A 23,519-nucleotide genomic window follows, 5' to 3' on the forward strand; every position below is an offset into this window, starting at 1 on the left:
CGAATCCCGGCTCAGAAGCTATATCGGAGCGCCAGCTGAAGCCGCCGTGGACCGGACCGGACTGCCGTGATCCGGCCAAAGCTGGAGCTCTGGGCGGTGTTGTTGGGGTTGCTGAGGGAGGTCATGTTGAAGACGTTCGAGGCATCCGCTCGGAACGTGAGCTTCTGCTCACGCCACACGGTGAAGTCCTTCGACGCCGTCGCGTCGTACTGCTGATACCCCGGTGCGCGTTCTGAGCCGACCCGCCCGGTTCCATACTGTCCGTCCGCAGGAGCGCCATAAGCGCAGACGCCGTTATCGGTGCCGCGGACCGAACAGGAGGCAGCAGAAGGATCTGTACCGAACCATGCGTTCAGACCGCGGCTGTTGATCTTAAGCGGACGGTAATGATTCGCGCGCTGGATTTTATTGTTGGTATAGGCGTTGTTTACGCTGTTGTTGATCGTAACCGGGAAACCGCTGTACGCAACGGCGGTAAACCCGACCTTCCAGCCGCCAACTATCTCATCCACAGCCCAGTGCATGTTGCCCCCGAACATCCGCCCGCGTCCCACAGGAAGCTCGTAGCTCATGACGCCGTTCAGATTGTGCCGGACATCCTGGCTCGTGGGACCGTACTCGGCGTGGTTGTTGTAGTAGTCCTGGTTATAGTTGTTGGCGTTCGCGATCATGGTGGAGCCGTAGAAGCCAACAGCATTGGTCATTGCGCGACCGTAGCTGTAGTTGAGCGTTCCGGCCAGCCCGTGCCAGCCGCGCTGCCGCAACGTAACCTGCAGTGCGTTGTAGTTCATCATGGCGTCCGACGTGGTGATGACGATGGATCCTGACTGGCCCACCAGCGACTTATACGGAGCGGGATTGATGGTCGAGCAGGTCGCGCTGTTTGGGTTGGACTGCACTACCCCATTTATTACGCAGGGCTGCCGCAGCTGATTTGCCGAGCCATGATTGACGAGATGTTGGCCAGCTTCGCCGATGTATCCGAGCGTGAGCGAAGTGGAGTTGCTGAACTGGTACTCGGTCGTGAGACTGTACTCCGAGATGAAGGCTGGCCGAATGTTCATGGCCCAGGCATTGAGAGAGAGTGACTGCGTGGGAGTTGCAGGATTGGAGAAGCCATCCTGCACCCGGAAGAACTGGCCTGAGCTGGTCGCGCTGGGGGCCGACCCTATCGCGAAGTAGGGCGTCTGAAAGGGCGGGTTGATCGTGAGACGACGATTGGCGCCCGTACCTTCCATGTAGTTCTGGATGCCGTATCCGCCACGAACCACCATGCGAGGTGTGACCGAGTACGCGAATCCGATCCGCGGCATGAAGCTTGCGTAATACGGGTTGACCGTCGCGCGGCTTACTCCGTTGACCCCGGCATACACGAGCTGGCCAGTCGCCATGTTAATGTTGGCCTGCTTGTTGTTGACCTCGTACATTGGCTGGTCGAACTCGTACCGGATGCCGAGATTTGCCGTGAAGGTAGGAGTAATCTTCCAGTCGTCCTGGGCGAAGTAGGCGTCGCGCCACTGTCGCTGTCCCGTGGGACCCAGAGGGCCGCTTGCGTTGCCGGTTCCCGTGTAGGACACACGATTGAGGTTGAAGTCGGCGATGGAGTAGCCCTGCGTGTTATTAGCCAGTCCGCTGCTCGGGTTTGAGGTGTAGTTGCCGGTATAGATAAATTGACCGAGCAGACCGTCATTGCCCGGATACAGGCTGTTCTGCTGATAACGGATGAACTGTGCACCGAACTTGAAGCTGTGGTGACCGCGAAGGTAGGTGAGGTTGTCGGCGTAGGTGAAGGTGTTGTCGGCGAAGTTGGTTGCCGTTCCCGCGTTGCCGAAGGTGGTGTACTCTCCACCATTTGGGGTCGTAAGACCGGTGGTGCTGGGCGGCAGGAAGACCTGTCCCGAAAATCCATTCAGCGTCTGTGCGGCGCCGATTCCGACGATGGAGTTTCCATTCATCCCGAAGGCCCCGGTGGGATCGGTCGTGAGTCCGCCAAGCATATGCACCCGCGTGAAGCCGATGCGCAGCTCGTTCACCAGTGACGAGTTGAAGGTATGAACCTCATTGATCGCCACACCTTTGACCGGTGTCTTCGGCGAGACCGGAAACGAGATAGCCAGCACCGGTGTGGTTGTGATGAGGTTTTCGCTCTGGCTGTACCGAACGGAGAGATTGTCCTTTTGCGTTGCCTTCCAGTCGATCTTGATGTCGCCCTGGTCGTTCTGCCGGCCGTTCCGTGTCGATGCGGTGTAGTTATTGGTTGCTGGCGTTCCGACCTGAGGAGCCTGGTTCGGCAGAGGGTAAAGTTCGGGATGAGCGTAAAGATACTGCGCTACCGGATTCGTGATAGGCACATTCAGATTGCCTGCGTAAGGTTTGTACGGCAGAGAGGAAGAGTCATAGAGCTGAATCAGATTCTTTGCCGTGCAAGACGCTCCGGGAGCACACATGATATTGGGATTCAGCAGCTCGGAGAAATCTCCGTGACGCATCTTCTCGGTTGCGACCGTCGCAGTTCCGACACCGCCCTGGTGATACCGTCCTCCCTCGTAATCCACGAAGAAGAACAGCTTGTCTTTGAGGATGGGGCCGCCCAGCGTACCGCCGAAGATCGGCTGCGTATAAGGCTGCCGCGGCGTGATCTTGCTGTTGTGCTTGTTGGCCCAGGTGTTGGCATCCATCACTCCGTCGGAGAGGAAGTAAAACGCTCCGCCGTGCCAGCTGTTGGTGCCGCTCCTTGTGAGCGCGATCACAGCGCCACCGTTGACATTGCCGTACTCAGCCTGCGCGTTTGCCGAGACCACTTGCACCTGGTCGAGGGCGTCTGGACTGGGATTGTAGCCAACCCCGTTGTTCAGGGTCTCGTTAATCTCGATGCCGTCCAGCAGGTAGTTATTCGACTGTTCGCGGTTTCCGTTCACTGAGACCTGCTGGCCGCCTACGCCAATCGCGGAGTTTCCAGCAAAGTTGGCGGGGGTCGTGCTGACCGCACCGGGCACGAACATCGTCAGCTGCACGAAGTTACGGCCGATCAGTGGAACCGCGTCGATCGCCGTCTTGTCCAGCGTTGTCGCAAGCTGAGCATTCTCCGTGTTGATCAGAGGCACCAGCTCGGAACTCACGCTGACCGCAGAAACCGTGCCCTGCATCGCGAGCTGACTATCCAGCTTCGCATTTTGTCCTGCTTCGAGCGTGAAGGGCTTCGAGAGCTGCCTCGCAAAGCCGGGCGCTTCGACCGCGAGAGTGTATCTTCCCACCTGCAGAAAGCGAATGCTGTAAACACCACTGTCGTTGGTCTGGGCTGAGGTCGAGATGTTGGTCTCGACGTTCGTGACCGTAATCGTCGCTCCCGGTACAACCGCGCCTCCCGGGTCCGTAACCGTCCCGTTCACGCTGCTGGTGATGGTCTGGGCTGCGACAAACGGAGTGAGTCCTAGGAAGACCAGAAGTAGAACAATACCGGAAAGGCGAAGCATAGGATCTCTCCTTGAGGTCGACTGCGCAACTGGCATGATTGTCAGACAAATCTGATAAGCGAAGCTATCGGAACGAGGGCCGCGGAATGGCATACCGGAGAGATACTCCTTTTGAAATGTATGACCTCTGAAACGATTCGTTCGAGCGAAACTGATTTACGCCTGACGCGCTCCATCTCTATAGAGAAAGAGCATGGCCGTGACGCAGATCACCACCTGCACCAAGCAAGCAAACTGTCAGAAAATCAATCCAGCAATCAATACTGCTTCAACAGGACCGAGCCGAGATATCTCCCGACATGGCATGTATCCAGCGACACACTTCCAAAAACCACGATGACCGACGCGACAACATATCGAAGCGCGATGAATCATCAATAAAGCATTAATAAATTCGTGCTGATTGTGGTACCGATTCAATATCAGGTCTTTATTTACCGCATAGGTTTAATGTCCTATCCATACACATTTTTTTAGAAGTCGCTGTGCCATCTTCGAAAGCCCATCAGCAAAGGATGCCGTGGCCTGGACTGCTGCTCGTCAGCAAAGTCCTCGCGCCTGTTCTTTCAATCGCAGATTGATGTGCCCTCTTAATGGCTCATCCTCTTCCTGCCTACTCGCGGCTGGGAACAGGAGCCACTGCCTGGCTGCAGATCCACTGCGCCGTGCAGGCTCGAACACCGAAGAACACGTTGTCCTTTGAGACAGGCAGGCGTGCGGAATTTTCTGTGGACCCTGGAAGTTCTTTTGCATCTATCCCAAACTGCCAATCATTGACCGCAGTCTCTCTCCACACGATCTGATAGTGGATCTCTCCCGTGTAACTCTTCGGCGCCTCCCACCGGAGGATCGTGTCGTTGTCGAGATTAGAGGTCAGAACACGCACCTGCTGGGGAACTCCGGGCGACTTTGCAAGCGTCGCCAGCGTGGCGATATTCAAACGGGCTACCCTGGCGATGTAATTGAAATCATCGAACTTCAGCAGGTCTCCATACTCTCTGCCATTTTCGACCCGGACATGCTGGTGCTGATGATCGTAGTTCTCACGCCATTCCGTAAACCGGACAGCGGGAAACCCGGCATCACTGAAGGACTTGTGATCGCCTCCCCGCAGAAAGCGATCCAGTCTAAGCTCCATCACTGCCCGGAACGGTGCAGCTCCATCGAAATAGGTTCGATCCACGGCCAGCACCTCGCGGGCAAGCTGACGCGACGGCGTCTCATTCTCCCCGCCGATGCTCAGTGCCTGCCGAATCTGATCCGGCGGAGAGGACGGCAGGATTCCCTGTGAGAACACGCGGATGCGCTGCTTGCTCTGCAGCCTGTCACCCGGAGTTGTGTCGCCCCCGACGATATCGTTATTCAGGACACCCTCGAGTTGCCAACCCTCCTTCACTGCGCGCTGCGCCAGGTGCCGAGAGCCGTTCAGTCCTTGCTCTTCGCCGGCGACAGCAACAAACACGAGCGTCGCCGGAAACCTGTACCGGCTCAGTACCCGCGCAGCCTCCATCGAGACAGCCGTACCGCTGGAGTCATCGTTGGCTCCCGGAGCGAAGTCATGCGTGTTCATCACATCGGTCTCACGCGTGTCGTAGTGCCCGGTGATGAGATACATCCGTCTCGCGGATGCAGGATCCGATCCGCGCAGGATCGCATAGACATTCCGAAGGGGCGTGGGCTTCACGATCCGTGGATGACTGTTGCCAAACCCCGGTTGCGGCTCTTCCACCGACTCGTCGAACTGCACCTCGAGACAGCCGCCGCAGTCTTTGCTGTAGCTTTCGAACTGCGCCTTGATCCAGTCCGCGGCCGCCAGCACACCCGTGCCCGGCTTGAGATCCGTATCCGTCGAAGAGATCGTCGACCTGTTATGGAATCCCACCAGATGAACGATATTGCTCTTGATCCTCTCGGCAGACACAGACTTCAGCGCCTCGACAATCTCCGCATTCGCCGGTGCCTTTCCCAGCGGCATACCCACTGCTTCAAAGTCGAGCTTCGGCGCCCCCGAACGGCCGGCCGTCTGCGCGCTCAGAAAACCGGACAGCAGCATCGCCGCTGCACAGACTACCCCAGGATGAAGACGCTTCATAGCCAATTACCTCGTTATCTTTCGCGACCTTCCGGAACCTTCTCGAACAAGCGCCTCAGCGAAAGATGAATCTTCTACGTATGTGGCGACGACATCGAGAACGGACGAGAAGACGGTGCAACCGCCCACTTGCGATTGGGCTCCGGCCCCATCACAAAGCGTAGCTCTCCCCCATGCACAATCTCTTCGTGAAGCAGATAGCTTCGCTCCAGCGGCTTCCCGTTCAGGGAGACGCTTTCGACATAGCGATTCTCAGCACTCATCTTCTCCGCGACGATTCGAAACGTCTTTCCATCCGGAAGCATCAACGTCGCTCGATCCACAAACGGTCGCCCGATAACGTACTCGTTCGACGCAGGAGCCACCGGATAAAACCCCAGCGAGGTAAAGATCAGCCATGCTGACATCTGGCCCAGATCATCGTTCCCCACCAGGCCATCGACGGTTGGCTTGTACTGGCTGTCAACGATCTGTTGCAGCCGCTCCTGCGTCCTCCACGGCTGACCCGCATAGTTGTAAAGATAAGCGAGGTGATGACTCGGCTCGTTTCCGTGGATGTACTGACCGATCAGTCCCGCAATATCCTCCACATCGGCATACTGCTTGGGATCGACCTTCGCATCGAACATCGCATCCAGTTTGGAAACCAGCTTCTCATCTCCTCCCAGCAGCTCAATCAGACCCTGCTCATCCTGCGGCTGATACCAGGAGTACTGCCAGGAGTTCCCCTCCGTAAACCCGCTATCGGCTCCCGCTCGTGCCGGCTCAAACGGCTCGCGCCAGCTCCCGTTTGCATACCGCGGCTGTACGAATCCACTCTGGCGATTGAAGACATTCCTCCAGTTCTCCGCCCGCTTGGCGAAGACCTCGGCGATGTCCTTTCGGCCCATTGCAGTCGCCATGCGAGAGATCGTCCAGTCGTCGAAGGCATACTCCATCGTCTTGGACACTGCTTCGCCATCGTGATCGATCGGCACGTAGCCGAGCTTCATGTACTCGTCGAGATACCCATACGGACCATAGTCCGCACTGGCCATCATCGCATCCAGCGCCTGCTTCGCATCGAAGCCGCGTATCCCCTTCATATACGCGTCCGCGATCTCCGGAACGGCGTGATAGCCGATCATGCACCACGTCTCAATTCCCTGGAACTGCCAGACCGGGAGAATCCCGAAAGGGCTCTCGCGCTGCGACTCGACCAGCGAGCGTACTACGTCCGAGGTCCGGCTCTCCGGCTCGATCAACGTCATCAACGGCTGCTCGGCCCGATACGTATCCCACAGCGAAAAGCTCGAGACAAAATGAAAGCCGTCGGCCTTGTGAACCTGGTTATCCGGCCCCCGGTAGCTTCCGTCCACATCCATCGAAGTTCCCGGAGCCAGCAGTGCGTGATAAAGCGCCGTATAGAGATTCCTTCGCATCGCGGGAGCCGCAGCGATATCGATCACCGCCAGCGCCTTCTCCCATGTAGTGCGCGCCGCACCATGCACTCGTTCGAAATCGAAATCCGGCACCTCGGCATCCATGTTCGCGATGGCGTTCTCCTCGCTCGTCGGCGAGAGCGCAACCTTCACCACCAGTGGCGTTCCAGTGGGCGCAAAGTCAAAGACACCCACCAGGCCGCGGCCTTCAATAGCCTGCTTCTCCTGAGGTGTCGTACCCGGCGGCGCAAAACCCTTGTACTCCACCGGCGACTCGCGGTCATACAGTTCGTGCGAAACCATCGGCCGCGAGAAGCGTATCGCATAGTAAAGCTGCCGTCCCGGTGCCCATCCTCTCGTCTCCCGCATCCCCGTGATCGTTCCGTCCTTACGGATACGAATGCGCGACCACAGAACCTTCCCTTCGTAGTTGTAGATCGAGGACCGCAGATCCATCAGGATGTGTTCCGGCTCTCCCGCCGGATAGCTGTAGCGGTGAACACCGACACGCTCCGTAGCCGTCAGCTCCGCTCGCACCTTGTAGTCGTCGAGCGTGACCGCATAGTAGCCGGGCTCTGCCTTTTCCGTCTTATGGCTGAACCGCGAACGATAGCCGGACTCGGGGCGATCGATCTCGCCCGGCTCCAGCCGCACCTCTCCCGCAATCGGCTGCAGCAGCACGTCGCCAAGATCGGAGTGCCCTGCGCCTGAAAAGTGCGTATGCGAAAAGCCCAGAATCGTGGTGTCTTCGTAGCGATATCCCGCCGCCCACTTATAGCTCTGCTTGAACGGACGAATCTGCGTATCGGGACTAAGTTGAACCATCCCAAACGGAACCGTGGCACCCGGAAAGGTATGTCCTTCAGGACCGGTTCCAATCAATGGATCGACTGACTGATACGCGCTGGCAGCCTCCTGCGCCTGTGCCGCCAGCCGCAAACCTCCCGCGCAGGCCATGAAGCCTGTGAACAATACGCAGATACTCGAGTGTAGAAAGTTTAGACCAAAGCGAGAGTTAAAAAAGACGGATATCTTCTGCAAAACGGATCCTCAATCTTTCACACCAGTCTGCTGAACATATACCATGCGGCACGATCAATCCCTCCCGAATCGTGCCTAGGCTAATGTGTGATGCGGCCATTCCGCCAATGCCGATGCTTGGAGCTGTCCTGATGATCCACCTCAGCGTGATCATCTTTCTCGTCCAGGCAAGCGCGGCGCAGCCACGCCAGCAACTCGAAGAGCGATGATCGGTGCCAGTGATCTGTCCGCCGCCCGCTATACCCGTCCCTTGGCGCAAAGGCGTTTTGATACCGCGCAGGCTGGGCTCCAGCCCTGGGTAATGCCGCAGCAGCACAGAACTCATCGTGTTATGGGGTTTCCCGTGCTCGCCTGCGGCACTCCGGTGTAGTACAGATTCCGCGTGCGCAAAGTATTTCGGACGCCCACCAGCACCGCCAGGCTATCCACCAGCGGCACTCCATACCAGCCAACCCTCTGGTCGACCTTCGTGCACGCTCCGTCGTAGAGATTGCTCAATTTTCTTGACGGACGGGCGCTTCACCAGCCAGACCAGCATCGAGGCCCCAGCCGTACTACCCAGAACCCAGGGCGAAACTCGAAGTGCGTCCTTCTTCATAGCTCCCCATCGGTTCACGCAGTTTTCAGAGCGGCAAGTCTACGCTCCTCCTGGAACAAAGAACACGAGATTTTTCCGTCTTGGGGCGTCAGCTTGACGATCGTATCCTGCCAATCCGCGGGAAGAACTGGCCGATGAGGAGGGACCGGAACCGCTCTTCGCGGGGAAATATACTCACTCCTGTCGGAACGGTGCGGCTTTCTTACGCGGCAAAGCCAGCCTATGCGTCCGAAGCATGAACCCCGACGGCTTGACCTCGCTGATTGGCATAGTGCTGCTGCATGAATTGCGGCCGGACGCTCTTGGCATCCCGGGTTGGGTCGGCCTGCTTTTCACGGTACAGCTTGAGGTCGCTGTCATGGAAGAGCTCCGCAATCGTCATCTCCTCGCCCCGCGAGGTTACGCAACCAATACTCACGGCAAGAGAAAACCTCTCTCCGTCGCGCGTCTCCACACTGACATCCTGGATGGCGTTCCTGAGACGCGCACAAACCTCGCTGGCGCTATGCTCATTGGAGCCTGGCAAAAGCACGAAAAACTCATCGCCGCCAATCCGCGCGGCTAGATCGGTGATGCGGAGCGAAGAGCGAAGAGCCGTCGTCACGGCGCAAAGGGCGTTATCGCCAGCAGCATGACCGTAGGTGTCGTTGATCTGCTTAAAGCTATTGACATCGATTGCAAGAGCGGAGCACGGTACGCCAAGGCGCGCGCGGCACGGCTCAGCTCGCGTTTGCCAAAGTCGTCCAGGCCACGCCGATTGAGCAGTCCGGTCAGAGGATCGGTCATCGCACGGCGTTCCAGCTCTTCACGCACGCGCAGCGAATCAACCCACATAAATGAGACCGATAGTCCCGCAATGGCGATAACACCGGTCCACGTGAACCACACATCGGCTCTATGCAGCATCAGCACGCCGACGAGGCGTACAACGTTCATGAGTATGTGCACAACCAAAACCGCCGACATCGCTCGGAGGGCCGGCCTGATCGTACGTTCCTTGCACCGAACCAGGTGGACCCAGATGGGAATCTGCATAACCGACATGACGATGACAGCTTCAATCGTCCGCACGATGACATCTGGCTTGATGTAGGTGAAATACAGATAGCTCAGGATCAGAGCAGAATTGACGCCCAACAGCCAGTACATGTGACTGCGACGCTTTGTGGTAATTGCAATCGCCCGTTCCAAGAAGACATAGGTCATCAGGAACAGGAAGTTACCTAGAATAATGGCGAAGAAAGCCGGGATAACTCCTCTGTAGGCCTGAAGAGAGAGGCCGATGCCACCCAGCATGAATCCGATGGAAACCCAGACAGGCCCACTGTCGGAATACGGACGCCTTTGAGTACGCCACGCCAAGAGGATGACGATGCCCATAAAAGCGAGCAGGCCGCCCTGCATACTGAATAGCGTAAGACGATCCATCGATAATGGGTCCCAAGAAAGCAGCATTCGCCGCTGCATCTACTATTTCAGACTGAAAACCGGCGGGCAATGGTACTTATGGAGTAGCAGCTCGCTGCCTGTCCCAGGCGAAGCTCTCGCCCTGCCAATCGACGGCGCCTGGAACCATAGCACACGGGCTACGCTCCGCCGCGTTCGAACTCCCGTGTCTTCAGCACAATCAGGTACTCATAGAAGGACTGCAGCGTAGCGTACGCCAGTCCGGCTGCTCCATCCAGAACAGCCATGCGATAGAACATCATGTACGCCCACTTAACCAACGGCCGCGCGGGCATCCGGTAAAACAGTGCCTTCTGGTGCAGCCTGCGTGTATGGAAATCCGGGTCCCGCAGCGCGCTCTTCCACGATGGCCGCTGCAATCCCTGCTGTTTATAGATCAGCTCCGCTTCCATCGTCGAATAGGTATTGTGCTTCGTGACCCAGTGCGCGATTCCCTTGGAGAAGGGATAGTGATCCAGCGGGTAACCCAGCTCCGTCACGCGACCCTCCACCTCAAGGACCTCATTAATCGCCCGCGTATACCGTGCCCGCTCCGGCCGGACCAGCCTTATATAGAACGGCGAAATCTGCGCATGCTGCAGCCACGTCCCGAACAGGAAGTCCCTCCGCCGCAGCCGGAATCCCGAAATCTCCTCGCTCGCCCCCAGCACCACCTGCTGCATCTCGCGCGACAGCTCCGCAGTCGGCCGCTCATCTGCATCCAGCAGAAACAGCCATGGATACTTGAACTTCACCTCGCTCATCGCTGCGTTTCTATGCGTCGCATAGTTGTCGAAGACCCTCTGCGTAACCTTCGCACCCGCAGCCTCGGCGATCTTCACCGTCTCGTCCGTCGAGTACGAGTCGAACACATGCACATCGTCCGACCACGCCACCGACTTCAGGCACTCCGGCAGGTCACGCTGCTCATTTTTGGTAAGAATGAGGACCGAGATCATCTCCTGTATTAGACCATCCCTCCCCCGGCCGTCCCACTCCGGCAACTAACCCAAAAGTCACAAATTCCTGTGGCTTAAAAACCGGCATCTGCATCTACACTCATCCCATGTGCGGAATCGTTGGCTATATTGGTCCTAAACCCGTCGTGCCTGTCATCATCGAAGGCCTGCGCCGTCTCGAATACCGCGGCTATGACTCCGCGGGCATCGCCGTCGCCGGCGGCCCCAGCTCCAACGGCCACGGCTCGCTCGAGCTCCGCCGCGCTCCGGGCAAGCTGCGCAATCTCGAGACCGTGATCGCCGACCATCCCATCCACGGCTCCTTTGGAATCGGCCACACCCGCTGGGCCACCCACGGCCGCCCCACCGAGGAGAACGCCCACCCGCATCGCGACTGCACCGGCACCCTCGTCGTCGTCCACAACGGCATCGTCGAGAACTACCTCGCCCTCAAGAAAGAGCTCACTGCCAAGGGCCACAAGTTCGTCACCGAGACCGACACCGAGATCATCGCCCACCTCATCGAGCAGGAGCTGGCCGACGCGCAAAAGTCTGTCATCTCGACCGAAGGCCTCACAGAGGCCGCAGCGGAGAAACCTGCTTCTCTCCCCATCCCACTCGAGGAGGCCGTACGTCGCGCCGTCCACCGCCTCACCGGAGCCTTCGCGATCGGCGTCATGTCCGCGAATGATCCCGACAAGCTCGTCGCCGCCCGCATGGGACCGCCCGCCGTCATCGGCCTCGGCGAGGGCGAGTTCTTCCTCGCCTCCGACGTCCCCGGAATCCTCCACCACACCCGCAACATCCACTTCCTCGCCGACGGCGAGCTCGCCGTCCTCACCCGCGAAGGCGTCACCCTTACGGACTTCCAGGGCGCAGCCCTGCCCTTAAAAGTCCAGCGCATCGCCTGGGACCCCATCCAGGCCGAAAAGGCCGGCTACAAGCACTTCATGCTCAAGGAGATCAACGAGCAGCCCCGCGCCGTCCGCGACACCGCCCTCGGCCGCGTCTCCTTTGACACCGGCCAGGTCTTCCTCGACAACCTCGCCCTCTCCGACGACGACATCCGCCGCGCCACCCAGATCACCATCGCCGCCTGCGGAACCTCCTGGCACGCCGGGCTCGCCGGAAAGTTCATGATCGAGCGCCTCGCCCGCCTCCCCGTCGACGTCGACTACGCCAGCGAGTACCGCTACCGCGACCCCATCCCCAACTCCAACGCCATCGGCCTGCTCATCACCCAGTCCGGCGAGACCGCCGACACCATCGCCGCCCAGACCGAGCTCATCGACAAGGGATCCAAGACCCTCGCCATCTGCAACGTCGTCGGCTCCGCCGTCACCCGCCGCGCCTCAGGAACCATCACCACCAACGCCGGTCCCGAGATCGGAGTCGCCTCCACCAAGGCCTTCACCTCCCAGCTCACCGCGCTCTTCATCCTCGCGCTCCACCTCGCCCAGACCCGCGGAACCATCACCCCCGCCCAGTCCCTCCACCTCACCACCGAGCTCGGCAAGCTCCCCTCCAAGCTCGAGTCCCTCCTCTCCCTCAACCGCCCCAACACCACCGGAATGTCCGAAGGCGTCGCCGCCCCCACCGCGACCGGCAGCCAGTCAACGACGGGCGCACAACCTTCCGGCGTCCATCCCAACGGATCAGAGAGAGATGGTGAAAGTGTCATCCTGAGCGAAGCGCAGCGAAGTCGAAGGATCTGCGGTCAACTGCATCCACCCAGCCCTTCACCCACATCTGGACCGGCCCCGATCGCCGCCGCCGCCCGCGCCCATCCCTCGACGAGCAGTGCCAGAACCTCGCCCGCCTCTTCCACGGCGCGCACGACTTCCTCTTCCTCGGCCGCGGAATCCACTACCCCATCGCCCTCGAAGGCGCCCTCAAGCTCAAGGAGATCTCCTACATCCACGCCGAAGGCTACCCCGCAGGCGAGATGAAGCACGGCCCCAACGCCCTCATCGACGAGTCGCTCCCCGTCGTCTGCATCGCCACCAAGGACCCCGACGACCCCGCCAGCGTCCTCAAGTACGAAAAGACCCTCTCGAACATTCAGGAGGTCACCGCCCGCAGCGGCCGAGTCATCGCTATCGCCATCCAGGGCGACCACGAGATCCAGCAGCTCGTCGAGCACACCATCTACATCCCCCAGGCCCCCGAGCTACTCCTACCCATCCTCGAAGTAGTCCCGCTACAACTCCTCGCCTACCACATAGCCGTAAGAAGAGGCTGCGACGTGGACCAGCCTAGGAATTTGGCGAAGAGTGTAACAGTGGAATAATAATGTGATTGAAGTTAGACCTCGACGGCTATATCTTGCTGATCATGATCATAGCTAAGATGACTATTCTGCATGCTTTACTGTTTGTTTCTTTTGCGCCTTTGTCCGCAACAATGGATTCTAAAACATCCTCAATGCCAATCGAGGAAACTCAATCCAAAATAGTTGAATCCAGGACGCTGACTTCGGAGTATGTTCGTCTTGCGCACAAAACATTAGCCGCTGGAAGTCCTGAGTGCCTCAAAGCATTCAAGCTGTACGCCGCTGCTTACTCCGCATATTCCGGCTGGGACGAATACGTAGCTGCCGCAATCGAGAAGGGCGACAGCAAACATATCGATCACGACTCCTTGTACACCATCAAGGCTACCGCGGCATCTCAAAATGCCGAGAAGTTTGTTAACTTTGTCGACGAAAAGACAAACGGCGAATCGAAGGCTCTTTTACCTGCGCTTTCCTCGCTAACAGACCTTGGCATTAAGATCTGGAATGAAATCAGGAAGGAAAAGCTAGAGAATCGGACTAATGCGGCCAAGAGTTTCAGAAACGCAACTGCTTGGCAGACGTGGGATCAAATCACATCTTCTACGACACAAAGACCTTGCGGCAATCTAGTCAAATGACAATCTGCGTTCGATTCGTGACCTATTTTGTTCTGATTGCAACGCTCAACTGCTTAGCCTCCGATGATCCTACATCCCCGAAGCGGTCGAAGACGGCTGATGATAATCGCTATGCCATTTTAGTAGGCGTGGACAAATATGACAGTAGAGATATAACCGAACTGAGCGGGCCAACCAACGACACCTACCTGTTGCGGCAAGCTTTGATTAAATATGCGAAATTTCCTGAAAACAATATCACCGTACTCTCTAGTTCTGGGCCTAGAGCAACATGGCCCGATAAGAACGTCATCCTGCAAGCGATATCCAGAATAAAGACCACCGCACCCCCGAACAGCCTTCTTCTATTCATGTTTAGCGGCCATGGCGTTGTATCGACAGACCGGAAGGGGATTTCGCGTGCTTTCTTGTTACCCAAGAATGCGGTCTGGACAACGGACTTCGATTTACTTGAAGACACTTCGCTACCTGTAGAGATGGTTCGGGAACGCATCGCTTCTACAAATATCAGGCAAGTGATTATCCTTCTTGATTCTTGCCGGAATTCTCCTCAATCGTCAAAATCTGCCGAGAACAACACATTTAGTAAGGCATATAAAAAAGATTTTGATTTCCATGCCCACAACGATGGGATTGAAGCGAGTCTTCTTTTCTACGCAGCATCTGACGGTCAGCGAGCGTATGTTGACCATTCGAAGCACGACATTGGATATTTTACGGAGGCAGTTGCGGAAGCGCTAGAGGGCGCTGCGGCGGATCAGGATGGCAATGTCACTTTAGGAAACCTTGTTGAAACAGTGCAAGCGCAAGTTCCGACAATGGCTATGAAAGGTGGCTACAAACAAGAACCGGATGCTCACCTATCGGGATTCCGGGCATTTCAATTGGTCATATCACACGCATCCCCGAAGGGGATGAGAAACAACTTGGAACTAGATCTAGAAAGATCAATGGAGGACAGACCAGCTAAACCTTTGACCAATCTTGATTCCGATGAGGATTACGGATCCTCTGACGAGATACTGCTTGAAGCCGATGGAGCCATTAAGCAATGTGATCACTTCTTGGAACATACAGAGATGCGCTTGAGATCGGATGAAGCCATCATGGATGACATTAATGTCATTTCTCATGAGCCTCCTGATAGTAATTTACGCAAAAGACGTCAAGCTTTTCTGGAGTCAGAGAAAAGCAGGTTTTATGCTCGACAGATGGAATGGTGGAACCTGATCTATCGTGACAACTTCGCTAAAGCTTACTTCACGCTCATGGAAGCAGTACCAAACTCAGATAGCATCCCGCCCGGCACAATCGATAACACTGCCTTAATCAAATCACCTGCGCAGTATTGGCAGGTTCAAGGCTTATGTAGCTCGTTAGGCATCCTACGAAATAGATACAAAAGGGTTTTGGAAATGCAACATCAGCCGAATTACTACAAACCCTCTGAAAACGAGAAACGGCTTATGGCCCCCCCTCGCAACTAAGACATGGGCAGGTGGCCCATACATAAAACCAAACCCATACCTCGGGTGCCCGATCATGCGGTCTCATCGCATGATCGGATCATTCGGGCGGGTAGCCCATATCGGAACCTAGAGATTTCGCTAATAGTATCCAACCGAAATCCGCGGCAACGATCAGTCCACCCAAAATGAGCGCCCAAACTGCGATACCTAACAGTAATCTTTTCTTTTTTATGACTTTGCTTTGTTCATTCCGTCTCGTCCCTAAGTCTTCGTCATTCTGGCTTCGCTCTTCCGGTTCCCAACCATCGTTAGTTTTGCGTTGGAGGAGCCGGCATATCTCAACTTGCAAATCTAAGCAGTGAGTTGCCGTTTGAGCATGCCAGAGAGAAGACCCGGCCGCAATTCCTAACAAAATGACGCCCGGTACCGTGAACCACTTCGTAGATACCAGTGCACGTAATTCGACGTCGCCCCTAAGCACCACTTCCTTAATAAGAAAGCCATAACCTGCAATCCCGAGAAACGATAATCGAGTCAGTTCTTTACTCAACTCCAGATCATGCTGTCCAAGCTCGAAATCAGGTCGAGTAACATCATCTTGAAGGGCCAAATCCTGCATACTTCGTGCAGGCAGCTTATGTAAAGGGTCATTTTTCATAGAGGTGGGATTGTAATACGTAAGACGCTTGGCCCCACATAAATTACTCGACGGGTGGCCCACAGTTGGATCCGCGCATAGATCGGATCTCCCATCTTCGGTGCGGGTGGCTCATACATCCCCAACCAACCCATACCTCGGGTGGCGCGTGGCCCATACATAAAAACCCGCCCACCGCGGGTGCCCCCTTGATGCGGTCTTATCGCATGAATGGGCATTCGGGCAAAGCTCGAACCGCCTCGTTACGGGCAAGGCTTCAGAGCCTGTCCTGAGCGCAGTCGAATGGATGCCACAGAACCCCTCAGGAACGCGACTTTAGCCGCTGAGGTACCCTCCCCACCCTTCACTTCACAAAGATCTGGCTCTTCACGCGGTCGAACTCATCCTTCGACAGCACGTGTCTGCGCACCAGGTCACGCGTCGACTTATACGGCCTGTGTTCGATGATCTTCCCTGCCTGCTCCGACGTCACCCCGGGGAGCCGCCCGAGCTCAGACGCCGAAGCCGAATTGATGTCCACCGGCCCCTTCCTCACCAGCCCTTCGGCCACACCGCGGGCAATCGCGCCCGCACTCCTCTTCGCCGCAGCCGTCGCATCCGCAGTGTGCCGCTCGAGCGAATCGGTATGGCTCGGGGAGCACCCGGCCAGCAACACGACCAGCATCGCCATCGAAACAAACTTGACCATGCATGTGAGATGCACCCCACGAAGCCTGCGGGCAGCCCCTTTCACCGGACTGCCCATCCACCCCCTCTGTATGGGGCGGCCACAGGCCTCATCATCCAAAATCGGGTGCCCCATATCTCGATTCTGAGATGTGGGATTCGAGCAGGCTCAAACTCGCTCAAATCCCGTCCGCCTGATCTGCGTGCCCAGCAAAGTAAGACCGGACGCAAGCAGTAACAGCGACGAAGGCTCCGGGACGGTCGAGGCCACCTCGAGGACGCCTCTGTTTTGACTGATGTCAGTGCAACCACCATTGACGCAGCCAAGGATGACGTAACCGATCTGATCGTGGGTCAGAGCGTAAATCACTCCACTGCCCATCATGAAATTGATCCCGAAAGCATCGACCTTGGGCTCGTTCGCGAAGAGCAGATTATCCGCGTGGTTAAACTCTCCGGGCGAGAGCAGGGCATAGATCTCGTTGAGCGGCGGATCCTGACCGGGAAGTATTGCTCCCGTCATGCCGGTGACCTGGTAGATTCCGGGACTGATCAGTTCTCCGGACATGGTTCCGTAAAGGTTGAAGTTTTGGCCAAGGAAGGTGTAGGTAAAGCTGTCAGCTCGTGCCACCGTGGTGAGCAGCAGCCCAAGAGCAACTCTCAAAACAAGACGCATGAACTCCTCCGAGTTTCATAAATGTCCAAACCGTCGTAGCGGGCCCGCGAAAGTCTATCAAACCGGACCGACCGCCCTGTAGAATTCCCTGCCGAGGAGCAAGCATGCTCGAATCCACTTCCGAAAAACCCTTGACCCTCGACATCGAGCACTCTGGCGCCACCGTAATCGTTCGCTGCCACGGCAAACTGCTCGCGGGCTACACCGACCTCCTCCACGTCCCCGTCTCGCACCTTCTCGCCGACCACAAGCGCATCATCCTCGACCTCTCCGACCTCACCCACATGGATTCGATGGGTCTCGGAGCCCTCGTCCGCATCTACGTCGCCTCCACGAACCGCGGAACCACCCTCGAGCTCCGCAACCTCGGCAAGAAGGTTCGCGATCTCCTCATCATGACCAACCTGCTTCCCGCCTTCACCATCACCGGCGAACACAACATCCGCATGTAGGCCGGGTGGCCAGCGGAAACGACGCCCCGACCCGTGATCAGCTGCCTCAGTCGCCCGGGGCGGCCGTCCTCGCGCAAACACGAATCCGTACTCAAGGGCTCAAGAAAAAATCACTCGGCACTCACAGAACCCCACTGGAACCGCGCCCCCGAGCCCTCTCTGAGGCGCAGATTCTTGACACCCCTGCTAGGCTTAAATAAGGGACACAGAAAAACCCGGCCACCCGCCGGGCTTTTCTATCCAAGGGGCATGCACCCACGAGGTCCGGACCTAACCCTTGTGCTTTGAAGATTCTGCGCAAAACAGGGGGAGGGGGTAGGCCAGTCCTGAACCAGCTAGGTCACCCGGCAGCTACTTGGACGGCCAGGGAACTGGCTGATTGATCTGGACCAGAGCCTGCACATTCGTGAACTTCGGAATATCTCCCAGGATCTCGCCGCCAGACGAGGCAATCGCCGCCTCGAACTGCTCCATCGAGCCGAAGGTGAGCAGCGTAATCACCTCGTAATCCGGCTCGCGGCCCTCCGGCGTCGCGACCCCGCGCATCCACTCCATCTTCACCAGCCCCATGCCCGTCCATCGCTGCTGCACCAGCGGCATGTGCTTCTCGAGATAATATTCGTGATCGAACCGGGATTCGCTGCTCCGCGGATAGAGAACCGACACAATCGTCATGCCCGGAATCATACCGGATAACCAGCATCCATCCACGACTTGAAGAGCGCCACTCGGTCCGCCGGCCAAACCTCATCCGGAGGCATCGAGCCATCCGCAAGCCGCTCATACACCGTCTGCGCATTCTCCGGAACGCACATCCAGGCCGGATCACCGAGATCGACCCCCATGCCCTGCATGCACTCCACGTCTTCGTCGCGAAAGAGCGGGCGAATATCTGCCGCAAAACTAAGAGCCATAAAAGTCTCCTTCCGAACATCATGAAGCCAAGCGGGCCGCTCGTCCACTTACCCATCTTGAAAATGCCCCATCTTCGCAACACCTCGCTGATGTGCAGGATGGTTCTCCCCGCCAGTCGATTTACAATCCCTCGCAGGAGGAACACCATGCGCCTACGCTTCGCCTGTGCCGTCCTCGCGCTCTTTGGCACTCTCGCCGCACTTCCCACGCTCGCTGAAAAGATCAAGGGCTCGACCGTTCTCAAGGATCTCCAGACCTCAGGCATGAAAGACAAGAACCATAAGCATCAGGCCTACGATCTGTTCTTCAGCAGCGAGGGCAGGAGCTATACCTGCCGCACCGACTCCGGCAAATCCATGAACGCCACCGACTTCGTCGTCGGAACGACCGTGCGCTACGAGATCGATGGAGATAATGCAAAGATCTGGTCCTCGCAAAATAAGAAAGTCGAGTGCAAGATCGTCCGCGTGGAAGCTTCCGCTTACCCCAGGTAACTCCAGTGGCAGTCTTCAGCGAAGAAGCACGTCCACCGTCCTCGGTTCAGATCTGAGGCGGGAGATCCGAATGCGATCGAGGCTCGCAGATCGCCCGCATTGTCTTCATCCGATCGACCCGCCACTTACCGGATTGAAACTTCCCCAAGCTCTTCGGGTTGCGATATAGTCTTTTCCACCGGCCCCGTCTCTCATTCCACTGAACGAGGCTTTCATGCGCCTGCGATCCGCAGCAGTTGTCCTATCCCTCTCTCTCGCCGCCTACTCTTCCCCGGCGTTCCAGACACCCGACAAAGCCGCCCTCCAGAAGCGCGTTGCCGACCTCAAGGAATCCGTCGCCTCCAACCGCGCCCGTCTCGCTCAATATCAGTGGACCGAGAACACCACTATCCTCCTCAAGGGCGAGGTCAGAAAGACGGAGCAGAGCCTCTGCCGTTACGGTCCCGACGGCAAGGTCCAGAAGACTCCGGTTGGCGCCCCGGCCGCTCAACCGCAGCAGCAGTCAGGGCGCGGCGGCCGACTGAAGGCAAGAATCGTCGAAAAGAAGGTCGATGAGATGAAGGATTACGGAGCCCGTCTCAAGGCTCTGATTGGAGAGTACGTTCCGCCCAACCGCGACAAGATCCAGGACAGCTTCCAGTCCGGCAACGCCAACCTCAGTCCTTCCGGCGGCCTCACTACTCTGGCTCTCAACGACTACTACAAGCCCGGCGACAAGATGATCTTCGCCTTCGACCCAACGGCCAAGAAGATCCGCAGCATAAACGTCGACACCTACCTGGACGATCCCAAGACCGATATCGTCACGCTTGCGGTCACCTTCGCCAGCCTTCCTGACGGAACCAACTACGCCGCCAGCACCGACCTCAAAGCGGCAGGAAAAGGGATGGAGATCCGCACGGCCAACTCCGACTACCAGAAGATCGCTCCTTAGCTGTCAATCGATGCATTCACAGAGCGGGATCACTGCTCACGGATTGCCTCGCAGAACAGTTGCCTTCCTTTCACCAAACATTCGTCTTCCGACCGGCTGCCTGAGAATTAGCCTGTTACTCCTTCCACCCTGCGCAACTCTCATGGGCGCGCGACTTCGATATCCATCGTGGCGGCGAACTCGCGCAAACCCCAACGGAGCCATCTCCGGTTCGCGATCAACAAAGATGGATCGCTCGCGCCGATCGGCTCAACCGTCGTCGGCAACAATCCAGCTGGAAGCACCAATCTCGATATCGCTATCAGCTCCGACGGCACCTATCTCTACACCCTCAATTCGGGAACCGGAACCGTAGGCATGTTTCGTATCGAAGACAATGGGTCTCTTACCAGTCTTGGCCAAGCAGGAGATTTCGCGAAGACAGCCGGCTTCAACGGCATCGCCGCAATCTAATTCAGGCGCTGAACAAGGCCCATCTCACGCTTCTGGGGGATGGGTCTTGCGTCTAAGAATTTTCGCAACGCGGCACCCTCCACATCAGGTCGCCGAGGCTTCGATCAGAGGCCTCAGTGACCTGCCCGTTGCATCTTTTCCAAACCCACTTTTGTGACCATCTTCGGGTAACCGCATGGAGGGGAACCGGCATCTGTACAAGCTAACCCAATTGCCTCTTAAATCCACTTATATCAAGATTTAAGTGGCAATGGAATAGGTGTGCATATGTACAAAATACTCGCTTTATTCTTGTTAAGTCTCCCATACGTAACCCTGGCACAAAGCGCGGACAATACGGTGTCGAGTTCGTCGGCGGCATCCGTGCCGTCTGCACCAGAACCCGCGGCGCAGCGACAGTCGATGGCAACCACCAACAATGGCTCCGTCTCGCATCGTCCCCCTGTCGCCTCCGTCGCCATGCACTACAACTACATGTTCCAGACCAGCCCCTACGTCGGCAATCGCAGCCTCATGGGATGGTCCGTCGTTCCGGAGGTAAACCTCACCCACCGCATCGGCTTCCAGGCAGACTTTACCAGCCTGTACATGCGCGGAGTGGTTGTAGGTGAAAAGCGTCTCCTCCTAGCGGCAGGCCCGCGATACACCTTCGCACCTCGCTCGCACTTCACTCCCTTTGTCTATGGGGAAGGAGGAGAGATGCGTACCACAACCAAGGCCAATGACATCGCTGACTGGAACCCTGTCGCTCGAGCGGGTGTCGGCTTCGATCTCAAGAGCTTCCACGGCATCGGCTTTCAGGTCATCCCGGCCGAGTACACGGGTGAAAAAGTCGAGTGGCGCAACCAATGGAATCACAGCTTCAGCGCCCGTGCCGGTATTGTCTTCAATCTTTTCAAATAGCCGACATACTCGGCGCACGCAAGTAAATGAGGTCCGGCTGCTGCCGGACCTCCATTTCCAGCTGCTTGAAACCTCAGGTGCTATGCGGCACTGCTCTTGTGCGTATGACTCTTATGACTTCCGCTGGAGCTGGCGGATTTCTGTTTCCTGCTGGAATGCTCTTCTTCGCTGGGGTGCACCAGCTTGTTGAAGTTGCTCTTCTCCCCGGCCGCTGTTTTTTCCTGGTATACAAGCTCCAGATTGTTCTCATCGAATTTCTCGAAGAACTCATCCCACGAGATCTCACGAAGATTGCTGTCATTTCTATTGGGCGCCTTGGGAAAACAAAAGCGCAGAATTCCTGTATCGCCGTTTCTTTCTGTACTGGCAACCTCGGCTGGTTGCGCGCCGTGAGTCTCTGCCCAGCGGCGAATCTCATCATGGTCCTGTGTTGTTTTGGAGAGTGACATATTACAACCTCGTCAGAAAAATGACGTGCCTGATAGGTGGATAGGATTCGCCAATCAGTGGTTGTATGTTTGTAGAACCCGCACTCAACGAGGCCGGCGCGGCCTATCGGGAGAACTCTCAGGCTAAACCGGGATCCCGGTGTGTCCGCGCTTCCGGCCCAGGAAGTAGAAGAAGGTCGCCATAGCAATCAGGGTCACGAGCGCGGCAAGCGCCAGGAGCCGTAGCACCGCGACTGTGTATTTACCCGAGGTCGGAACGTAGTTGCAGCAGTACAACAGGAAGAGATCCTTCGCGGAAGCTATCTTGAGGTGCGAAGCATTTACCAGCGCCAGTCGCACGTCGCGCACAGGGTAGTCGATCCCGGAGAGATACTCCGACATCCTTCCGTCCGGAGTCGCGAACATGATGACGCTCGAGTGCGCGAACTGATCCATCTTTCCATCCGGGCCCGGCACCGCTACATAGTGAAACCCGGTCGCCTGGCTGAGGGCGGTGATGGATTCCTGCGAACCTGTTAGGAAGTGAACGCCGCCGCCCGCCTCAGGTTGGCCGAGTTCCGCAAGAAAGGTCTTCTTCGCTTCGACCGCATCCTTAGGGGTATCCATCGGGTCGATGCTGGCCACAACGACGTCGTAGTCCTTGCCTGGCTTGAATCCGACACCCTTCAACGCATCCGCCATTCCATGAAGAACCTGCGGACACAGCATCGTGCACCGGAAGTAGACCAGGGCCAGAGCGACTGGGCGCTTTTGGAAGAAACTTGCCAGCGCGACCTGCTTGCCAGTCTCGTCCACAAATGATGTAGTCAGCGGCAGAGGCTGGTTAAGCCGTTCCACCAACCCTGCATCTTTCAGGTACTTAGGAGGGGTCTGCGCGGTGGACCCCAGGGGCTGATTGCTGGTCTGCGCTGACAAACCGGCCGCTATAAAGAAAACACCTACCATGGCCAGAACGCCAAAACGCCGAGATCCCATCCAATCATCCTCCTCGGAGACTCTTCTCTTATGCTACGCTTCGGGGTCCGGAGGGGGAAATCACCGTTACTTCACCTGGTGACAGCTTGAAGTGGCCTTCGGTCCGGGAAAGTCTGAACCGAAAGTGGTGCCGCGGGTGCCGGCATCCCACCACGTCCACTGCTCGGCGGCATACTTCGCACCCGAACCGGAGGGCACAGTAACGAAGATCATGGAGCTTCCTTTCACCGGTACCACAGCCAGGTGATTGCCAGCTCCGTTGATGTATTCGACGGAAAAGATACCTGCCGGAAGCCCCATCCTGGCTCCCTGGGCGTCGCACTGGAAACGCGCCGTGTTGCGCTTGACAGGGTCGTTGCCTGCGAGGTGAAGAGTGAGATCGGTAGCTCCTGCCGGTGCGACGAGGAGCATCAGGGCCGCCATGTTCGTGATCCGCAATGTCGTCTTCGCCATCGCTCCCCCTCAATTCGGAATATTCATTGTCATTTTTACCGGCCAGACGGCTGTCTGGACAATCTAAAACGCTCGAGGC

The 23,519-nt window shown here is 57.3% G+C and carries 24 protein-coding genes; 9 read left to right on the forward strand and 15 right to left on the reverse strand.

Annotation, left to right across the window (positions count from 1 at the left end; translation table 11 throughout):
• Nucleotides 1-11 precede the first annotated feature (11 nt).
• The 7 genes from JAO29_RS01765 to JAO29_RS01795 form a co-directional block, all read right to left on the reverse strand.
• Nucleotides 12-3,473 (reverse strand): TonB-dependent receptor, encoded by a 3,462-nt coding sequence (locus tag JAO29_RS01765; protein ID WP_334266451.1) that lies wholly within the window; start codon nucleotides 3,471-3,473, stop codon nucleotides 12-14.
• Nucleotides 3,474-4,086: 613 nt separating this feature from the next.
• Entirely contained in the window at nucleotides 4,087-5,565 is a 1,479-nt protein-coding gene (locus JAO29_RS01770; protein ID WP_334266452.1) for a M28 family metallopeptidase, read from the reverse strand.
• 74 nt (nucleotides 5,566-5,639) lie between these two features.
• The gene (locus JAO29_RS01775; protein WP_334266453.1) at nucleotides 5,640-7,943 is read right to left on the reverse strand and encodes a GH92 family glycosyl hydrolase; all 2,304 of its coding nucleotides are present in this window, start codon (nucleotides 7,941-7,943) and stop codon (nucleotides 5,640-5,642) included.
• Between the two features lie 405 nt (nucleotides 7,944-8,348).
• A complete protein-coding gene (locus tag JAO29_RS01780) occupies nucleotides 8,349-8,525 on the reverse strand; it encodes a hypothetical protein (protein WP_334266454.1) in 177 nt (58 codons plus the stop codon).
• Nucleotides 8,526-8,845: 320 nt separating this feature from the next.
• On the reverse strand, nucleotides 8,846-9,301 hold the full coding sequence (locus JAO29_RS23335) for a GGDEF domain-containing protein (protein ID WP_442886293.1): 456 nt from the start codon (nucleotides 9,299-9,301) through the stop codon (nucleotides 8,846-8,848).
• Nucleotides 9,226-10,053, reverse strand: a complete 828-nt coding sequence (locus JAO29_RS01790; RefSeq protein ID WP_334266456.1) for a GGDEF domain-containing protein — start codon at nucleotides 10,051-10,053, stop codon at nucleotides 9,226-9,228. Before JAO29_RS01790 ends, JAO29_RS23335 begins: the two co-directional genes overlap by 76 nt.
• A gap of 158 nt (nucleotides 10,054-10,211) precedes the next feature.
• Nucleotides 10,212-11,030, reverse strand: a complete 819-nt coding sequence (locus JAO29_RS01795; protein WP_334266457.1) for a glycosyltransferase family 2 protein — start codon at nucleotides 11,028-11,030, stop codon at nucleotides 10,212-10,214.
• A gap of 107 nt (nucleotides 11,031-11,137) precedes the next feature.
• Between JAO29_RS01795 and glmS the strand changes: the two genes are divergently transcribed.
• Genes glmS through JAO29_RS01815 form a run of 4 tightly spaced genes read left to right on the forward strand, consistent with a single transcriptional unit; the run spans nucleotide 11,138 to nucleotide 15,430 of the window.
• A complete protein-coding gene (glmS, locus tag JAO29_RS01800) occupies nucleotides 11,138-12,979 on the forward strand; it encodes a glutamine--fructose-6-phosphate transaminase (isomerizing) (protein WP_334266458.1) in 1,842 nt (613 codons plus the stop codon).
• Nucleotides 12,904-13,320, forward strand: a complete 417-nt coding sequence (locus JAO29_RS01805; protein WP_334266602.1) for an SIS domain-containing protein — start codon at nucleotides 12,904-12,906, stop codon at nucleotides 13,318-13,320. The genes glmS and JAO29_RS01805 overlap by 76 nt, the downstream gene beginning before the upstream one ends.
• An 8-nt stretch (nucleotides 13,321-13,328) precedes the next feature.
• Nucleotides 13,329-13,943, forward strand: coding sequence for a hypothetical protein (locus JAO29_RS01810; protein ID WP_334266459.1), 615 nt, complete (start codon nucleotides 13,329-13,331; stop codon nucleotides 13,941-13,943).
• Nucleotides 13,944-13,960: 17 nt separating this feature from the next.
• On the forward strand, nucleotides 13,961-15,430 hold the full coding sequence (locus JAO29_RS01815) for a caspase family protein (RefSeq protein ID WP_334266460.1): 1,470 nt from the start codon (nucleotides 13,961-13,963) through the stop codon (nucleotides 15,428-15,430).
• A gap of 79 nt (nucleotides 15,431-15,509) precedes the next feature.
• On the opposite strand, the gene JAO29_RS01820 is transcribed toward JAO29_RS01815, so the two are convergent.
• The 3 genes from JAO29_RS01820 to JAO29_RS01830 form a co-directional block, all read right to left on the reverse strand.
• Nucleotides 15,510-16,070 carry a hypothetical protein gene (locus JAO29_RS01820; RefSeq protein WP_334266461.1) on the reverse strand — a complete coding sequence of 187 codons (561 nt, stop codon included), beginning with the start codon at nucleotides 16,068-16,070 and terminating at the stop codon, nucleotides 15,510-15,512.
• A gap of 343 nt (nucleotides 16,071-16,413) precedes the next feature.
• Nucleotides 16,414-16,815, reverse strand: coding sequence for a helix-hairpin-helix domain-containing protein (locus tag JAO29_RS01825; RefSeq protein WP_334266462.1), 402 nt, complete (start codon nucleotides 16,813-16,815; stop codon nucleotides 16,414-16,416).
• A 90-nt stretch (nucleotides 16,816-16,905) separates the two neighbouring features.
• Nucleotides 16,906-17,412, reverse strand: a complete 507-nt coding sequence (locus tag JAO29_RS01830) for a PEP-CTERM sorting domain-containing protein (RefSeq protein WP_334266463.1) — start codon at nucleotides 17,410-17,412, stop codon at nucleotides 16,906-16,908.
• A 104-nt stretch (nucleotides 17,413-17,516) separates the two neighbouring features.
• On the opposite strand from JAO29_RS01830, the gene JAO29_RS01835 reads away from it, so the two are divergent.
• On the forward strand, nucleotides 17,517-17,864 hold the full coding sequence (locus JAO29_RS01835; protein ID WP_334266464.1) for an STAS domain-containing protein: 348 nt from the start codon (nucleotides 17,517-17,519) through the stop codon (nucleotides 17,862-17,864).
• A gap of 351 nt (nucleotides 17,865-18,215) precedes the next feature.
• On the opposite strand, the gene JAO29_RS01840 is transcribed toward JAO29_RS01835, so the two are convergent.
• Both JAO29_RS01840 and JAO29_RS01845 read right to left on the reverse strand, forming a co-directional pair.
• Nucleotides 18,216-18,551, reverse strand: coding sequence for an EthD family reductase (locus JAO29_RS01840; protein WP_334266465.1), 336 nt, complete (start codon nucleotides 18,549-18,551; stop codon nucleotides 18,216-18,218).
• Complete coding sequence (locus JAO29_RS01845) at nucleotides 18,548-18,778, reverse strand: hypothetical protein (RefSeq protein ID WP_334266466.1); 231 nt, start codon at nucleotides 18,776-18,778, stop codon at nucleotides 18,548-18,550. The genes JAO29_RS01840 and JAO29_RS01845 overlap by 4 nt, the downstream gene beginning before the upstream one ends.
• Before the next feature lie 147 nt (nucleotides 18,779-18,925).
• Here JAO29_RS01845 and JAO29_RS01850 point away from each other — a divergent pair, with 147 nt between their 5' ends.
• The 4 genes from JAO29_RS01850 (at nucleotide 18,926) to JAO29_RS01865 (ending at nucleotide 21,563) form a co-directional block, all read left to right on the forward strand.
• Nucleotides 18,926-19,273 (forward strand): hypothetical protein, encoded by a 348-nt coding sequence (locus JAO29_RS01850; protein WP_334266467.1) that lies wholly within the window; start codon nucleotides 18,926-18,928, stop codon nucleotides 19,271-19,273.
• 214 nt (nucleotides 19,274-19,487) lie between these two features.
• Nucleotides 19,488-20,207 (forward strand): hypothetical protein, encoded by a 720-nt coding sequence (locus JAO29_RS01855; protein ID WP_334266468.1) that lies wholly within the window; start codon nucleotides 19,488-19,490, stop codon nucleotides 20,205-20,207.
• Nucleotides 20,208-20,375: 168 nt separating this feature from the next.
• Nucleotides 20,376-20,660: a hypothetical protein gene (locus JAO29_RS01860; protein WP_334266469.1), complete on the forward strand. Its 285-nt coding sequence runs from the start codon at nucleotides 20,376-20,378 to the stop codon at nucleotides 20,658-20,660.
• A gap of 363 nt (nucleotides 20,661-21,023) precedes the next feature.
• Entirely contained in the window at nucleotides 21,024-21,563 is a 540-nt protein-coding gene (locus tag JAO29_RS01865) for a hypothetical protein (protein WP_334266470.1), read from the forward strand.
• Between the two features lie 80 nt (nucleotides 21,564-21,643).
• On the opposite strand, the gene JAO29_RS01870 is transcribed toward JAO29_RS01865, so the two are convergent.
• The 3 genes from JAO29_RS01870 to JAO29_RS01880 form a co-directional block, all read right to left on the reverse strand.
• A complete protein-coding gene (locus tag JAO29_RS01870; RefSeq protein ID WP_334266471.1) occupies nucleotides 21,644-22,012 on the reverse strand; it encodes a hypothetical protein in 369 nt (122 codons plus the stop codon).
• Between the two features lie 123 nt (nucleotides 22,013-22,135).
• Nucleotides 22,136-22,987: an SCO family protein gene (locus JAO29_RS01875; RefSeq protein WP_334266472.1), complete on the reverse strand. Its 852-nt coding sequence runs from the start codon at nucleotides 22,985-22,987 to the stop codon at nucleotides 22,136-22,138.
• A gap of 66 nt (nucleotides 22,988-23,053) precedes the next feature.
• Nucleotides 23,054-23,440 (reverse strand): MliC family protein, encoded by a 387-nt coding sequence (locus tag JAO29_RS01880; RefSeq protein WP_334266473.1) that lies wholly within the window; start codon nucleotides 23,438-23,440, stop codon nucleotides 23,054-23,056.
• Nucleotides 23,441-23,519 lie beyond the last annotated feature (79 nt).

Source organism: Edaphobacter sp. HDX4 (assembly GCF_036877565.1).
Lineage (GTDB): Bacteria > Acidobacteriota > Terriglobia > Terriglobales > Acidobacteriaceae > Edaphobacter.

What these genes read in the sequence shown, in the direction of transcription:
- JAO29_RS01765 (WP_334266451.1), bottom strand. Translation starts at nt 3,473, where the DNA reads ATGCTTCGCCTTTCCGGTATTGTTCTACTTCTGGTCTTCCTAGGACTC.
- JAO29_RS01770 (WP_334266452.1), bottom strand. Translation starts at nt 5,565, where the DNA reads ATGAAGCGTCTTCATCCTGGGGTAGTCTGTGCAGCGGCGATGCTGCTG.
- JAO29_RS01775 (WP_334266453.1), bottom strand. Translation starts at nt 7,943, where the DNA reads ATGGCCTGCGCGGGAGGTTTGCGGCTGGCGGCACAGGCGCAGGAGGCT.
- JAO29_RS01790 (WP_334266456.1), bottom strand. Translation starts at nt 10,053, where the DNA reads ATGGATCGTCTTACGCTATTCAGTATGCAGGGCGGCCTGCTCGCTTTT.
- JAO29_RS01795 (WP_334266457.1), bottom strand. Translation starts at nt 11,030, where the DNA reads ATGATCTCGGTCCTCATTCTTACCAAAAATGAGCAGCGTGACCTGCCG.
- glmS (WP_334266458.1), top strand. Translation starts at nt 11,138, where the DNA reads ATGTGCGGAATCGTTGGCTATATTGGTCCTAAACCCGTCGTGCCTGTC.
- JAO29_RS01820 (WP_334266461.1), bottom strand. Translation starts at nt 16,070, where the DNA reads ATGAAAAATGACCCTTTACATAAGCTGCCTGCACGAAGTATGCAGGAT.
- JAO29_RS01825 (WP_334266462.1), bottom strand. Translation starts at nt 16,815, where the DNA reads ATGGGCAGTCCGGTGAAAGGGGCTGCCCGCAGGCTTCGTGGGGTGCAT.
- JAO29_RS01830 (WP_334266463.1), bottom strand. Translation starts at nt 17,412, where the DNA reads ATGCGTCTTGTTTTGAGAGTTGCTCTTGGGCTGCTGCTCACCACGGTG.
- JAO29_RS01835 (WP_334266464.1), top strand. Translation starts at nt 17,517, where the DNA reads ATGCTCGAATCCACTTCCGAAAAACCCTTGACCCTCGACATCGAGCAC.
- JAO29_RS01840 (WP_334266465.1), bottom strand. Translation starts at nt 18,551, where the DNA reads ATGATTCCGGGCATGACGATTGTGTCGGTTCTCTATCCGCGGAGCAGC.
- JAO29_RS01845 (WP_334266466.1), bottom strand. Translation starts at nt 18,778, where the DNA reads ATGGCTCTTAGTTTTGCGGCAGATATTCGCCCGCTCTTTCGCGACGAA.
- JAO29_RS01850 (WP_334266467.1), top strand. Translation starts at nt 18,926, where the DNA reads ATGCGCCTACGCTTCGCCTGTGCCGTCCTCGCGCTCTTTGGCACTCTC.
- JAO29_RS01855 (WP_334266468.1), top strand. Translation starts at nt 19,488, where the DNA reads ATGCGCCTGCGATCCGCAGCAGTTGTCCTATCCCTCTCTCTCGCCGCC.
- JAO29_RS01870 (WP_334266471.1), bottom strand. Translation starts at nt 22,012, where the DNA reads ATGTCACTCTCCAAAACAACACAGGACCATGATGAGATTCGCCGCTGG.
- JAO29_RS01875 (WP_334266472.1), bottom strand. Translation starts at nt 22,987, where the DNA reads ATGGGATCTCGGCGTTTTGGCGTTCTGGCCATGGTAGGTGTTTTCTTT.
- JAO29_RS01880 (WP_334266473.1), bottom strand. Translation starts at nt 23,440, where the DNA reads ATGGCGAAGACGACATTGCGGATCACGAACATGGCGGCCCTGATGCTC.